Raw genomic sequence first — 14751 nt, 5'->3', positions numbered from 1 at the left:
TTATTTTTTATCAGAAGCTAATCCTGCTGTCCTTCCAATCTTTTGTGCCGAACCCCGCCACAAAAGGATTTTCCCTCCCATCAGGGCTAGGGCTTTTGATATTATATAGAAAAGGTGATTCTTGAAGAACTCTATAACTCATAAAAACACACCCAAAGGGAGGTTTTTCCGTATTCTTAATAATCTCCCAATCTAATATTCCTTTATTTATGAGCTGATACAATTCATATTCGATAAAATCATCACTATAATTTAGTTTCTGATACTCTGGATGCGTTCTAACAAACTCTGAAAATTTCCATTGCGAAAACTTAATTTCATTTACAGTAATATCATAATCATAGATAATACCGTCTTTTTCAGCCTTACAGCCACTTCCATGAAACCAATATTCAATTCCTTCGATCGTACCTTTTCTTTCAAAAAAAGTACTCGAAAACGAACATGGATTTATATCCTGTTTATATTTCTTTTTTAATAAAATTTCAAATGTCCTTATAAAACCGATATACTCCGCTACTATTTTTTCAATCATAATTGTCCCAAAATTAAAATGAAGATATAGGATTCACAACCCTCTTTCACAGACGTGAGCGGGGCGCCCGCACCAACGAAGGGATTCATTTACCTAAAACACTCCACTCAATAAAAATCCCGCACAAAAACGCAAATTTACTTACACAACCCTCGCCCCGGCTTCCACGAAGCTTTTAATCTTAGCACTCTTCGGATTCAGCTCAGTAACGATAGCATCTACTTTATCGAGACCACAAACCTGATGTGGCATTTTACCATTTATTTTATCTGAGGTAGCCAGTACAATTACTTTGTCTGACGCATTGATCATTTCTTTTTTGATAATCGAAACTTCGTAGCCCATTTCGGTAAGTCCCTGATTGACATCTAAGCTGCTTACCCCTAAGAAACAAACATCGGCTCTGATTTTAGACAACACCTGAACTACGTCGATGCCCACGGTTACCATAGCTTTTTTCTGTAGTTTTCCACCAATAAAAATCAATTCAATATTGGGATGCTGCGACAACTGCATCGCGATGGGTAGACTGTACGTATATATAGTAGCCGAAAAATCGATTGGAATGAGTTTGCAAAAAGACAAATTGGTGGTTCCTCCTGTCATGATAATCACCTGACCTTCATTTAAAAACGATAAGGCTTTTTGTCCCACTACAATCTTTTTGTCTTCATTGATAATGGTAATATCAAATACATTATTGGATTTCTCCTTTACCGGAAAAGCAGCTCCATATACCTTATTGATCAGGCCTTTGTTGTGCAACTCATTAAAATCTCTGCGTATGGTATCCTCAGAGATGCTGAGCTCTGCGGCAAGATCGATCGTATGTATTTTTTCGACATCCTTAAATTTATCCATGATAAACTGATGTCTTTCTTTCTTAAGCATTTTAACTTTTTTGAACAAATATAAATTATAATGCGTTATTATGCACTATTTACCTGCTATAATTTACAAATTATCTTACACAAGCCTAAAAACACTAAAAATTAAAACAAAAACTGCATTATTATGCATTTTATAACAATTTTCATAAAAAGCTTGCATTAAATCGCATTTATTAAAATTAATTCCTATATTTAGAATCTCTAACCAAACAAATATTTTAAAAATGAAAAAACTGTTATTTATTCTATTTGGAATTATTTTGTTTGCGCAGCCCATTTTTGCGCAGTCAAAAACCGTAACCGGTACCATTACCAGTACTACCGACGGACTTTCTTTACCAGGAGTATCTGTTTTGATTGAAGGTACTTCAAAAAGCACTACAACTGATTTAGACGGAAAATTCAGCATCACTGCAAAAGAAAACGAAACGCTCGTTTTTAGTTTTGTAGGATTTGCTTCGAAGAAAATTAAAATCTCAGCAAACACCACCACCATCAACCTAAAAATGTCCGAAGAAACAAACGCTCTTTCTGAAGTGGTTGTACTGGGTTCCACCGTACGCGCTACCCGTAAAGAGCTCGGAAATGCCGTAACCAGTTTAAAAGGAGAAGATTTGGTTAAAGCACAACCCGGAGGGCTTTCAACGGCTTTGCAGGGGAAAATTGCGGGAGCTCAGGTTTCTCAAAACTCGGGTGATCCGGCAGGAGGTTTCAGCATCAAGCTTAGAGGAACTTCTTCTATACTAGGTTCTTCAGATCCTTTATATGTTATTGACGGTGTGGTTTTAAACAATGCAACTACCAATGTAACCAACTTAAATGTAACGACCGGAAACTCCAACATGCAAATTGGTCAGAACAGATCTTCAGACATTAACCCTAACGACATTCAAAGTGTCGAAGTGTTAAACGGAGGTGCTGCAGCCGCCATCTACGGATCAAGAGCAGCCAATGGTGTAGTTTTGATTACCACTAAAAAAGGAGTAGCAGGCGAAACCAGATATACATTTTCAACCAGCGTAACGTCAAACCAAATTCGTAAAAAACTGGATATGAATATGTCTGACAAGCAGTTTGTAAGCACTTCTCCGGCACTGTTCCCTATTCAGGGTAATCCGGCTAGTCCAACTACAGTTAGCGTTTTAGGCAGAAACCTTGAAACCAGAACGACTAACGTACAACGCTACGACTATCAGGATGACATTTTCAATACCGGTGTTGGAACCGATACTTATTTCTCACTGCAAGGAGGAGACGAGAAAACCAAATATTTTGCTTCTCTAGGTTATCTGGTAAACGAAGGAATTATAAAAAATACCGATTTTAAAAGAGCCGGAGCCAAAGTAAGATTGAAACATGACTTCAATTCAAAGCTATCTGCTACAGTGGGATTAAATTACATCAACTCGAGTTCGAATGAAAAACCGGACGGGAATGTTTTCTGGAGTCCGATTAACGCGATCAATATCACCAATAATATCTACGACATCAATCAAAGAGACGTAAACGGCAATCTGCTGGCTGTTGATCCCAACAGGGTGAATCCGCTTTCGATCATCGAAACTTTCAAAATCAAGCAAAATACAGACCGTATTATTTCAGATTTACAATTAAACTATACGCCGTTTAAAAATTTCAATGCCGATTTGATTTTTGGTATCGACAACTACAATCAAAGAGGAAATGTTTTCATTCCGAGATATCCGTATGTGGTGAATCCAGCGTATTACAATGACGGTTACGTTTCTGAAGCGACCAACAGAGTCGTACAATTCAATAACGATTTGAACTTAAGATACCTTTGGAACATTAACGACAAATGGAAAGCTACTACTTACGGAGGTTACAACCTACAAACCTACCGTGATAATTTTGCAGCAGTTGAAGGCCGTAACTTAAAACCATTTATCGAAACCATAAATGCTTTTAATACTTTGATTCCGGGTTCGCCAAGTTCCAGCCAGTCCAAATATAATTTATGGGGCTATTACCTGCAGGAAACTGTTGGTTACAAAGACAAATTGTACCTGACAATTGCCGGAAGACAGGATGCTTCGACTATTTTTTCGAGTGCCAACCGTTCTCAGTTTTATCCAAAAGCGAGTGTGAGTTATGTATTTTCAGATGAAAAATTCATGGAAAACATTCGCGATGCTGTAAGTTCCGTACGTTTTAGAGCTTCATGGGGAAAATCAGGAAGTTTAACTGCGATTAAACCTTATGCGCGTTTCACCAATTATTCTACCGGAACACTTTTAGGAAACAGTACTTTTACCATTGAAGGTTTCAAACAGGGAAATTTAGATTTAAGACCGGAACAAAGTGTTACCTATGAAATTGGAGGTGATTTTGGTTTTATCAAAGACCGTCTGAATTTGTCTTTCAGTTACTACAATGCTGATATTGACGATTTGTTATTGCCGGTTCAATTGGCTGCTTCTGAAGGCGCTACCAATACGATTAAAAATATCGGAAAAATGAACAACAAAGGGTTCGAAATCAATTTGAAATACGATCTGATCAAAAAAGAAAACCTTCATCTTGATGTATTTGTAAACTACAGCAGCAACCGAAACAAAGTAACAGGCCTACCGCAAACCCGTTTCAAACTGGACAGTAACCTGGCCGGAGCACCTGTTTTTGTTGAAATGAACAAACCAATCGGGATTTTCTACGGGACTTATTTTGCCCGAAATGCCGACGGAAGTTTATTGCTGACTCCTGGCGGATATCCGCAAACCGAAAAAGGAGATGTAAATACCGGAGCTCCACAAAGAGATGCTTCAGGACAGCCGACAGGAACTATTTTGAACAAACAAATCGGTAATCCAAATCCGGATTATATCATCGCATTCGGAGCGAATCTGAATTACAAAAAATTTGGTCTTTCAATATTGTTTGACGGTGTTCAGGGCGTAGATGTTTTTGATGCCGATTACAGAACCAGACAGGGTGTGGGATCAGGCAAACTGGTTACTCAGGAACTTAATGGTGAGTTACCGCGTGGGTACATCTGGTCGGTTTATAACGTGGAAGAATTTAGAGTGGTAGACGGAAGTTACCTGAAATTAAGAGAAGTTTCGCTCAATTATTCTTTCGGAAAACTAAACAAATTCTTTGACGATTTAACCGTTACTGCCAGTGGAAGAAACCTGATTTCATGGGATAACTTTACCAGTTTCGATCCTGAAACCAACTCGGGCGGACAGTCTTCGGTTGCGAAATACAATTTTGGAACAGTGCCAATTCCAAGTTCTTACTCCTTGGCGGTAAAAGTTCAATTTTAATCAAATCAAAACATCATGAAAAAAATATTCATCCCTATAGTAGCTCTAACATTACTTTTAACGAGCTGTAATGAAGATTATTTAGACCCAACCAAACCGTCTCAGGAGTTAGTTATTGGAACCCGAGAGGGAATTATTGGTGCTGCCAACGGATTACAACTGCTGTGGAGCGTTGACCGAACAAGCCCCGTTTACAATACCATTACCGGAAACGGATTTACCACAAAAGAACTGCGACTTCTAAACGCCGGAAATGTCGACGAAGGCGAACTTTCTGTAGGCGCCGGTGTACTTTCGACCAAAAATCAGGTCGTAAATAATTTATGGTCACAGTGCCTTGTCATTAAATCTGAATCGCAAAAAGTAATCGATAATATTAATGTATTAACTTCAGACACTGAGAAAGCCAGTGTTCTTGTTCATGCCACTATTTTTAAGGCAATGGCGCTTACAACTCTGGTACAATATTTTCAAAGCGTACCGCTAAAAACCGGTAAAAATGCCACTTTTGATTCCAGAGCCGATGTATTGGCCGAAGCCATAAAAATTTTAAAACTAACAGAGCCTTTATTAGACAAAGCCACCGGAGTAACGGGATTGGTGAACAGTATTAATTACAAAAATACGGTTTATGCCCTGTTGGCCCGAACCTATCTTATGGCCGGAGATTACGACAATGCCATTGCCTACGCCGGCATGGTTGATCTCTCTGTAAAATCGGTATTTGCCTTTGATCAGATTAGTGCGAATCCGATTGCCTATATTTCGATCACGACCAACAATGTTTTTCAGCCCGTTGATCTGACCTTGGGATTACCTGCTGCCTTAGCCCCTTCAAATGCTGACGGAAGACTTAATTTTTACATCAAACCGGGTCAAATCCTACGGTTGCCACAGGATTTTTTGATTCAGATACCAAATCAATCCCATTGTATTTACCGGGTGAAATGATGCTGATTAAAGCCGAAGGTTATGCCCGAAAAGACAATTTACCGCAAGCACTTATCGAGTTAAATAAGGTTTTAACCAAAACGACCGGAGCAGATACCTATGGTATTGGCGCCAACCTTCCGCCCTATGCGGGAGCTGTAACCAAAGCTGCTATTTTAACTGAAATTTACAGAAACCGTTGTATCGAAATGTACATGTCAAGTCTAAAACTGGAAGACAGCAGAAGATTTGACCGTCCGGCAGCAGGAACAACCGGTGCCGAAAGAAACCGTAACTGGTATCCTTATCCGGATTCTGAAAGAAACAACAATACCAACACCCCTGTTGATCCGGCTATTTAAAAATTGTTGGTCTTCGACTTTGCTCAGACTGACAATTTTGACTTTGATTAGACTGACATTCTCTGATTATTATTTTTTGATTTATAAAATCTAAACTCAATTTATAATAAATACGATTTGTCAGTCTGAGCGAAGTCGAAGACTGACATTCTTTAATTGTTGATTTTTGATTCCCAAACAACAAACAGCTAAAAGATTAAACAATACTACAGCATGTATTATGAAAAATAAAAACCCAGAAACCGAACAAGAATCCCTTTATAAAAATCTGGATAAGATGAGCACCAAAGAACTGCTCATCAATATGAATACAGAAGACAAAAAGGTACCTGATATTATTGAAAAACAAATTCCGAAAATTGAAAAACTAGTCAAAGCCATCGTCAAAAAAATGCAATTGGGCGGACGTTTATTCTACATTGGCGCCGGAACTTCAGGACGCATCGGGATTCTGGATGCTTCTGAATGCCCTCCTACTTTTGGAGTATCCCATGATATGATTATCGGAATTATTGCAGGAGGGGATACCGCCATTAGAAAAGCTGTAGAAAAGGCCGAAGACGATACCGAACAAGCCTGGAAAGATTTATCCCAACATCAGATCTCGAGTTTAGATTTTGTTATTGGTATCGCCGCTTCAGGAAACACTCCCTACGTACTGGGCGGACTCCAAAAAGCCAAAGAAAACAATATCAAAACCGGAAGTATTTCCTGCATCAGCAACGGACTGATTGCCCAGGAAGCCGATTATCCCATTGAAGTAGTTGTAGGCCCGGAATTCTTAACCGGAAGTACCCGCATGAAAGCCGGGACAGCACAAAAGCTAACTTTAAACATGATCTCAACCTCGGTTATGATCAAACTGGGAAGAATCAAAGGCAACAAAATGGTAGACATGCAATTGTCTAACGAAAAACTGGTAAAAAGAGCCATTAAAATGATCATGGAAGAACTTCATATCGAGCACGATCCGGCTGCTGAGTTGCTGGAGAAACACAAAAGCGTGAGGGCCGTTTTGCAAGCAAATAACACTAAGAAATAAACTCCGTAATACTATGATGAATCAATTTCCCGCAGAGTAACTGTCATTTCGACCGAAGGGAGAAATCACACACGAAACTCCGCATAGAAAGTCGCCAAACTTTGTCGAATTACTAGTGTGATTTCTCCTTCGTCGAAATGACACTATTGTGTTTAATTGACCTTTTACTAGGCACATCATACAACTTCAAAAAATAATCTCATCACTAATCCAAAACCAAAATGTCTTCAAGCACCATCTTAATTTTTATCATTGTATATTTTGGAATATTACTGCTGATTTCACAAATCATCAGCAAAAAAGGACAGGACAATGATTCGTTTTTCAAAGCCAATAAAAACTCCAAATGGTATTTAGTTGCTTTTGGTATGATTGGTACTTCACTTTCCGGACTTACTTTTATTTCGGTTCCCGGTGAGGTTGGATCACCAAACGGAGAACAGTTCAAATACTTTCAATTTATATTAGGCCAAGCCGTAGGGCTTATCATTATTGCAAAAGTACTCCTTCCTTTGTATTACAGAATGAACCTTACTTCGATTTACAGTTATATCGAAAAAAGAATGGGGGCAAACAGTTACAAATCAGCTGCTTCTATTTTCCTGGTCAGTCGTACCGTTGGTTCTGCTTTGCGCTTTTATTTGGTGGTACTTGTACTACAGCGCTATGTTTTTGACTACTATCACATTCCGTTTCCACTCACCGTATTTTTAGGTCTGACCTTTGTTTTTCTCTACACCTACCGCAGCGGTCTGAAAGCTATTATTATCACGGACACCCTACAGACATTCTTTCTGGTATCCTCTGTTTTTATTACCATTTATTTTGTTTTAAACAGCTTAGACTTAACCATTTTCGAATCGGTTTCAGCAATCCGAAACAGTAATTATTCCAAGACCTTTTTCTTTGATGATTTCCTGACCAATAAATTCCATTTTGCCAAGCAATTTCTGGGAGGATTGTTTATAATGATTGCAATGGTGGGACTCGATCAGGATTTAATGCAAAAAAACATCAGTTGTAAAAACATCGGAGAAGCACAAAAAAACATGTACACCTTTACCGTTATTTTTGTCACCATCAGTCTTCTTTTTTTAAGTCTGGGTGCCTTACTGTACATGTATGCCGCAAAAAATAATATTTCCGTGCCACTGGATTTAGTAACCAACAAACCCAGAACCGACCTGCTTTTTCCGGAAATTGCGCTGAATCATTTAGCGACTATTCCTGCATTGGTCTTTCTGTTAGGAATTATCGCGGCCACTTTTGCGACTACCGATTCTGCCTTAACAGCCCTCACCACTTCATTTTGTGTTGATTTTCTGGGGATGGATAAAGCCGAAAACATTTCAAATCCCAAAAATGTAAAACGAAGACATTTGGTACACCTTGCCTTTTCCTTTCTTTTCTTTCTGGTGATTATTGTTCTGAATTCTTTTAATGACAGCTCTGTTGTTGCACTGGTTTTCAAGGCCGCCTCTTATACTTATGGACCGTTGTTAGGTTTATACGCTTTTGGATTATTGCAGAAAAACAGAATTGTAAAAGACAAACTGGTGCCCTGGTTTTGCATTTTGGCTCCTCTGCTGACGTATTTATTAAGCGAAAATTCCGAAGCCCTTTTGGGTTATGTTTTTGACAATGAATTAATAATTGTAAATGCTCTGATTACTTATACAGGTCTTTATTTTACCAGTAAAAAATCAAAGAAAAAAATATACTTTTAAGCCGATTAATGCCGAAAAAATCTATTTTTAACCCGTTAACAAAAAAATGATAACACATAGAAACATAGATATTGTAAGCTCAGAAAAGGTAAAACTAAATGATACAGCATTTACATAGGATTCGTGAATAAAAAATTTAGCCACGAATTCACGAATTAGTACAAAGCAATAATTCGTGAATTCGTGGCAGAAAACAACTTTATGACCTTTAATCCATGTCACTATGTGTTAAAACAAATCATCACAACAGCTTAATTTTAAAATTTTTACACAAAAATTCATCTTCATAAAATTCAAATTTCATGAATAAAAATATTAGCGCACTGTACCAAATTGCAAAAAAAGAAACCCGCAGCATTATTGGGCTAATGTCTGGCACTTCGCTTGACGGACTCGATATTGCTTTATGCGAAATTTCAGGTTCAGGGCAAAATACTGTTGTCAAAATAGATCAATTTGAAACCATCGATTATTCGGAAGACATTAAAATTGAAATCCGTAAAGTTTTTGCGAAGAAAGAAATTGATTTTCAACATTTGGTCATGCTCAACGAATGGATTGGAATTTTGCACGCCGATATGATCAACGATTTTTTAAAAAAACGAAATATCCCTGCTAACCAAATCGATTTGATTGCCTCACATGGACAAACGGTTTTGCACGCACCTAAGTTTTTGCATCAGCAGGAAAAATTTCCAAACGCCACTTTGCAAATTGGTGATGGCGATCATATTGCGGTGAAAACGGGTATCATCACCCTGTCTGATTTCAGACAAAAACACATTGCTGCAGGTGGTGAAGGCGCTCCTTTGGCTGTTTATGGTGATTATTTTTTATTTGGAAAAAAGGGAGAAAACCGCATCATGCTCAATATGGGCGGCATTGCTAATTTTACTTTTTTACCTGCTTCTTTAAATGCTGAAGAAACCTTCGTGACTGATACGGGCACCGGAAATACTCTGATCGACCTTTTTACCAAACAGTATTATCCTGAAAAAAGTTACGACAAAGATGCCGAAATAGCCAAACAAGGAACGGTAAACCAGCTGTTGCTAAACCATTTAAAAGACGATGCTTTTTTCCGTCAGGAATTCCCAAAAACAATTGGACCTGAACTTTTTAGTGCCGAATACGTAAAAGCGGCTTTGGCTAAAAGCACCCCCGATACAATTTCCCCTCCCGATTTACTGGCTACTTTAACCCGTTTTAGTGCCGAAACAATTGCCGAGGCGATTCAGTACGCCGTAAGCCAGTCCGATTCAAAACTGGAGGATTTCAAAATTTACCTGTCCGGCGGAGGTACACACAACCCCTTGTTAGTCCAATGGCTTAAAGAATTATTGCCTTGCGATTTTCACAAAACAGACGAACTGGGTATTTCCGGTGATGCCAAAGAAGCCGTTTTATTTGCCATTCTTGCCAATGAAACCATAGCCGGAGAAGATTTTAATTTTGGTTCACATAAAGGGATTCCATCCGTAACCATGGGGAAAATTTCGTTACCACAATAAATAAAACATTTTAGAAGCAATCTCTCAAAGTTTAAATAAACACATAGAAACATAGATTTTATCTGTAAAAAAGGAATACAAAAAAGAAACCCGTTTCTTTCACATAGAAAGCTATATGCGTTAAGAAAAAGTGAAACGCCTGCTTTTAGTTTGCAAAATGCTATGTCACTATGTGTTAAAAACAAATACCCCGAAACGGATTAAATAAAATAAGAAAAATGAAAGACCGTATCATTTCAGTTGATGTTTTAAGAGGACTTACCGTCTTGTTAATGACCGTTGTAAACAATCCGGGAAGCTGGGATTACGTTTACCCCATTCTCGATCACGCAAAATGGAACGGCTGTACCCTGGCCGATCTTGTTTTTCCGTTTTTTATTCTTGTCGTCGGAATTGCGATTCCACTTGCCATGCCCATCAAACAGGACAAACCCGAAAATATCTTAAAAATAATCACCCGTTCCCTGCGCATTATTTGCCTCGGATTCTTTCTGTACTTTTTTAACAGTATTTATTTCTTAGGACTCGACGGATTCCCGCTTCTACTAGTTCGTTTAGTCATCACCTTTTTGGTCGGATATGCTTTAATTGGAAACTTCAATCTTAAAACCAAAACCATTTTAGCCGTTGGACTTTTCCTTATTTTCCTGACTTTGGCTTACGGCGGACACGAAAATTTCAGCGATGTCAGACTTCCGGGTGTACTGCAGCGCATTGGAATTGTCTATTTAGTGGTGTCGATTGTTTATTTAAAAACAACCATAAAAACCCAGATCCTTCTAAGTATCCTTATTTTATTGGGATATTGGGGCATCATGACGCTGATTCCCGTTCCCGGAATTGGTCCTGCAAACCTAGAACCGGGTACCAATTTAGCTTCGTGGCTGGATAGTATTTTACTCAAAGATCATATGTACATCGCTACTAAAACCTGGGATCCTGAAGGCATTTTAAGCACGGTAACCACTATAGCCAACGGATTGATTGGTTTACTAATTGGGCAACTGCTTCTTAAGCCTTTACCTAAAATCAAAATTGCCAAAAAAATGGGAATCCTGAGCATTGCACTGCTTCTTTCAGGATTACTTTGGTCCATCGTCTTCCCATTAAACAAAGCACTCTGGAGCAGTTCGTATGTGCTATTTACCGCCGGAATTGCGCTTTTCCTTCTCACCCTGATTTATTATATCGTAGACGTGCTGAATCACAAAAAATGGACACCGTTTTTACTAGCTTGGGGTGTAAACCCGATGATCGTATTCTTTGTTTCCGGAATATTACCGCGTGCACTCGCACTGCTTAAAGTTCAGGATCCTCAAAATATTTCAGATTCCATCAACGTTAGAGACTATGCGTACCAATATTGGATCAGTCCGCTTTTTGAAAATCAAATGGTATCTTCTCTGACCTATTCTATACTATATGTTCTTTTATGGAGTTGTATGTTAGGATATTTTTACAAAAAAGGACTCATTTTTAAGGTATAATTTTTGTAAAAAAAACGAAGAGCATATAATTTCTTATACTCATCTAAAAAAACTATTTTTGGTTTCTGTTAAAAAAGATTGAAATGCATAAAAATCAGCAACTATTATTCTCTATTCTATTTTTATTTTTCTTTGGATGGAAATCCAATGCACAGGAAAAAGACCTTTACCCTAAAAACGAATTTAGAGGGGTCTGGATTGCAACTGTGGTAAACATCGACTGGCCCAAAACGGCTACAGACGGCGTGGAGAAAGAAAAAGCAGACTATCTTGAAATTTTAGAAGCCTATAAAAAATTAAATTACAACGCCGTAATTGTTCAGGTCAGAAGTGTTGGTGATGCTTTGTATCCTACAGAACTCGCTCCCTGGTCTCGTTTTCTTACGGGTAAAGAAGGTCAGGCACCCAATCCGTATTACGACACATTGGCCTGGATGATCGAAGAAGCTCATAAAAGAGGTTTTGAATTTCACGCCTGGTTGAATCCGTATCGCGCCACTTTCGATCTCAACAAACAGCAGCTAAGTCCTAATCACGACATTTTTAAACATCCGGAATGGATGATCGAATATGCCGGGAAAATATATTATGATCCGGCACTGCCTGAAGTTCAGGAGCATTTAACCAAAGTCGTAAAAGAAGTAGTCGACAAATACGATATCGACGCCATTCATTTTGACGATTATTTTTACCCGTATACTGTTCCAGGGAAAACCTTTAACGATACCGCCTCTTATAAAAAATATGGAGCCGGACTAAGCATTGGCGATTGGCGTCGTGCGAATGTGAGCAATTTTGTGCACACCATTTCTACCATGATCAAAGCCAGCAAACCATGGGTACAATTCGGAATCAGTCCGTTTGGCGTTTGGAGAAATAAATCGCAGGATCCTAAAGGTTCTGAAACCCAATCCACTTCCAATTATGACGACTTGTATGCCGATCCTGTTTTATGGATGGACCAAAAATGGATCGATTACATTCTGCCTCAATTGTACTGGAGCATGAACAATCCGAAAGCTTCCTATTCAAAATTAGTGAAATGGTGGTCGGAGAACTCCAACAATACTGCTTTGTATATTGGACACGCTTCTTATAAAATTAGAGGAGACAATGACAAAAGCTGGAATTTTGCCAGTGAAATCCCAACTCAGATTGATTATGCCAGAAGTTTCAAAAAAGTAAGCGGAAGCGCCTATTTCAGCTCTAAATGGTTCATGAACAAAAACTTTGACATTGTTCGTCTTTTAGAGGAAAATCAATATAAATATCCGGCACTTCCGGCTGCAGTTCCTAATTTAAAACACATTATAATCGATACACCGTTTGTAAATGAGTATTCAAAAGACAGCAGTAAATACACCTTCACGATCAAAAATCCGTTGAACACAAAAGTGCGTTATATGGTAATTTACGGTGGCGATCATGTCTCGAAAGTAGACATTAATGACGCTACAAAAATTATCGATAAAATTACCGTTCGCGAAACAGGTGACGTGATCACCTTTAGCATTCCTGCCGAAAAAATCAGTCAGTACAAAGCCTGTGCTGTAACCTTTATCGATTATTATGCCAACGAAAGTACGCCCGCTGCGATCGACTTAAAAAAGACATTTAAACCTTATACCCCTGCCCAGCCTAATGAAAACAGATAATAAACCGTGGTTCTGGATTCCGTTTCTCAATTTCGCATCTGGATTGCCTTATGCCATAATTATCTCCGTTTCTGTAATTATGTACAAAAATCTGGGAATATCGAATGAAGACATTGGTGTTTACACCAGTTTATTATACTTACCGTGGGTGATCAAACCACTCTGGAGCCCTTTAATCGAATTGACCGGCACCAAGAGAAAATGGTTTTTATCGATGCAGCTGCTTATTTCCATTGCTTTTTTAGTAGTCGGATTTACGATTCCGGCGAGTGGATTTTTCATGATGACCTTAGCGATTTTCTGGGTGGCCGCTTTTGCTTCGGCTTCTAATGATATAGCCAGTGATGGTTTTTATTTACTGGTTTTACCAAAAGAGCAACAATCCTTTTTCTTAGGAATCAGAAGTACATTTTACAGACTTTCGATGCTTGCCGGAAATGGATTAATTGTTTTGCTTGCCGGTTATTTAGAACATAAATACGGTGACAATACAAAAGCCTGGTCCTATACCATGATTATTGTTGGTTTGTTAATGACCTTTATCACGCTTTACAATTTCATCTTTACTCCAAAAGACGAAATAAATGCATCAGAAAGTACTGACAAAGCACATCATCAAAATTTTGCGACTGTATTTACCAGTTTCTTTCAAAAAAAACAAATTGGAATAATTCTCGCTTTTATCCTTGTTTTCAGACTTGGTGAATCACAATTACTTAAAATGTTAAGTCCTTTTTTATTGGACGGAAAAGAACTGGGCGGAATGGGATTAGATACCGAAGCAGTTGGAATAATTTACGGAACTTTAGGGATTTTTGCTTTGACTGTTGGTGGAATCCTGGGTGGAATTGCACTCTCTAAACACGGTCTTACCAAATGGATGTTTCCTATGTTCCTTACGATGCATCTGCCTATTCTTGGTTTTATCGGATTGGCCCATTTTCAACCGCAAGATATTTTCCATCTGCATTTAAATTTTTATTTTTTCGAAATTAACTCTCCTCTAAATCTCTATACCTGCATTACTGTGATTCTCGAACAATTTGGATACGGTTTTGGTTTCACAGGGTTTATGATGTATTTGATACATGTTGCAGAAGGAGAATCGAAAACGGCACATTATGCACTTGCAACTGGTTTTATGGCATTAGGAATGATGCTTCCGGGAATGCTAAGCGGTTTTATACAAAAATATTTAGGTTATGAAAACTTCTTTATTTGGGTAGTAATTGCCACAATTCCAGGTCTTATTTTATCACGTTTTTTAATTTTCCCGAAAGATTTTGGGAAAAAAGCTGAAGAAGTTTAAACCCCAAATCAAACAT

The 14751-nt window shown here is 38.3% G+C and carries 11 protein-coding genes; 9 read left to right on the top strand and 2 right to left on the bottom strand.

Going from position 1 to position 14751, the window contains the following annotated elements:
* Nucleotides 1–10 precede the first annotated feature (10 nt).
* Complete coding sequence (locus OLM61_RS13365) at nt 11–535, bottom strand: DUF6896 domain-containing protein (protein WP_264523142.1); 525 nt, start codon at nt 533–535, stop codon at nt 11–13.
* 141 nt (nt 536–676) lie between these two features.
* On the bottom strand, nt 677–1426 hold the full coding sequence (locus OLM61_RS13360; RefSeq protein WP_264523141.1) for a DeoR/GlpR family DNA-binding transcription regulator: 750 nt from the start codon (nt 1424–1426) through the stop codon (nt 677–679).
* Nucleotides 1427–1649: 223 nt separating this feature from the next.
* On the opposite strand from OLM61_RS13360, the gene OLM61_RS13355 reads away from it, so the two are divergent.
* The 9 genes from OLM61_RS13355 (at nt 1650) to OLM61_RS13315 (ending at nt 14735) form a co-directional block, all read left to right on the top strand.
* Entirely contained in the window at nt 1650–4712 is a 3063-nt protein-coding gene (locus OLM61_RS13355; protein WP_264523140.1) for a SusC/RagA family TonB-linked outer membrane protein, read from the top strand.
* 15 nt (nt 4713–4727) lie between these two features.
* Nucleotides 4728–5663: a RagB/SusD family nutrient uptake outer membrane protein gene (locus tag OLM61_RS13350; RefSeq protein WP_264523139.1), complete on the top strand. Its 936-nt coding sequence runs from the start codon at nt 4728–4730 to the stop codon at nt 5661–5663.
* Nucleotides 5660–6004: a hypothetical protein gene (locus OLM61_RS13345; RefSeq protein WP_264523138.1), complete on the top strand. Its 345-nt coding sequence runs from the start codon at nt 5660–5662 to the stop codon at nt 6002–6004. Before OLM61_RS13350 ends, OLM61_RS13345 begins: the two co-directional genes overlap by 4 nt.
* 220 nt (nt 6005–6224) lie before the next feature.
* Nucleotides 6225–7046 (top strand): N-acetylmuramic acid 6-phosphate etherase, encoded by an 822-nt coding sequence (gene murQ, locus OLM61_RS13340; protein WP_264523137.1) that lies wholly within the window; start codon nt 6225–6227, stop codon nt 7044–7046.
* A gap of 221 nt (nt 7047–7267) precedes the next feature.
* Nucleotides 7268–8773, top strand: a complete 1506-nt coding sequence (locus OLM61_RS13335) for a sodium:solute symporter (protein WP_264523136.1) — start codon at nt 7268–7270, stop codon at nt 8771–8773.
* 302 nt (nt 8774–9075) lie between these two features.
* Entirely contained in the window at nt 9076–10284 is a 1209-nt protein-coding gene (locus OLM61_RS13330) for an anhydro-N-acetylmuramic acid kinase (RefSeq protein WP_264523135.1), read from the top strand.
* Nucleotides 10285–10502: 218 nt separating this feature from the next.
* Nucleotides 10503–11771, top strand: a complete 1269-nt coding sequence (locus OLM61_RS13325) for an acyltransferase family protein (protein WP_264523134.1) — start codon at nt 10503–10505, stop codon at nt 11769–11771.
* 83 nt (nt 11772–11854) lie between these two features.
* Nucleotides 11855–13426 carry a glycoside hydrolase family 10 protein gene (locus OLM61_RS13320; protein WP_264523133.1) on the top strand — a complete coding sequence of 524 codons (1572 nt, stop codon included), beginning with the start codon at nt 11855–11857 and terminating at the stop codon, nt 13424–13426.
* Complete coding sequence (locus OLM61_RS13315; protein ID WP_264523132.1) at nt 13413–14735, top strand: MFS transporter; 1323 nt, start codon at nt 13413–13415, stop codon at nt 14733–14735. The genes OLM61_RS13320 and OLM61_RS13315 overlap by 14 nt, the downstream gene beginning before the upstream one ends.
* Nucleotides 14736–14751 lie beyond the last annotated feature (16 nt).

The sequence above is a fragment of the Flavobacterium sp. N502536 genome (assembly GCF_025947345.1).
Lineage (GTDB): Bacteria > Bacteroidota > Bacteroidia > Flavobacteriales > Flavobacteriaceae > Flavobacterium.
Note: the sequence above shows the minus strand (reverse complement) of the source record. Positions and strands in the feature narration are given on the sequence as shown.

Coding starts and splice junctions, on each gene's coding strand:
- OLM61_RS13365 (WP_264523142.1), bottom strand. CDS start 535: ATGATTGAAAAAATAGTAGCGGAGTATATCGGTTTTATAAGGACATTT.
- OLM61_RS13360 (WP_264523141.1), bottom strand. CDS start 1,426: ATGCTTAAGAAAGAAAGACATCAGTTTATCATGGATAAATTTAAGGAT.
- OLM61_RS13355 (WP_264523140.1), top strand. CDS start 1,650: ATGAAAAAACTGTTATTTATTCTATTTGGAATTATTTTGTTTGCGCAG.
- OLM61_RS13350 (WP_264523139.1), top strand. CDS start 4,728: ATGAAAAAAATATTCATCCCTATAGTAGCTCTAACATTACTTTTAACG.
- OLM61_RS13345 (WP_264523138.1), top strand. CDS start 5,660: ATGATGCTGATTAAAGCCGAAGGTTATGCCCGAAAAGACAATTTACCG.
- murQ (WP_264523137.1), top strand. CDS start 6,225: ATGAAAAATAAAAACCCAGAAACCGAACAAGAATCCCTTTATAAAAAT.
- OLM61_RS13335 (WP_264523136.1), top strand. CDS start 7,268: ATGTCTTCAAGCACCATCTTAATTTTTATCATTGTATATTTTGGAATA.
- OLM61_RS13330 (WP_264523135.1), top strand. CDS start 9,076: ATGAATAAAAATATTAGCGCACTGTACCAAATTGCAAAAAAAGAAACC.
- OLM61_RS13325 (WP_264523134.1), top strand. CDS start 10,503: ATGAAAGACCGTATCATTTCAGTTGATGTTTTAAGAGGACTTACCGTC.
- OLM61_RS13320 (WP_264523133.1), top strand. CDS start 11,855: ATGCATAAAAATCAGCAACTATTATTCTCTATTCTATTTTTATTTTTC.
- OLM61_RS13315 (WP_264523132.1), top strand. CDS start 13,413: ATGAAAACAGATAATAAACCGTGGTTCTGGATTCCGTTTCTCAATTTC.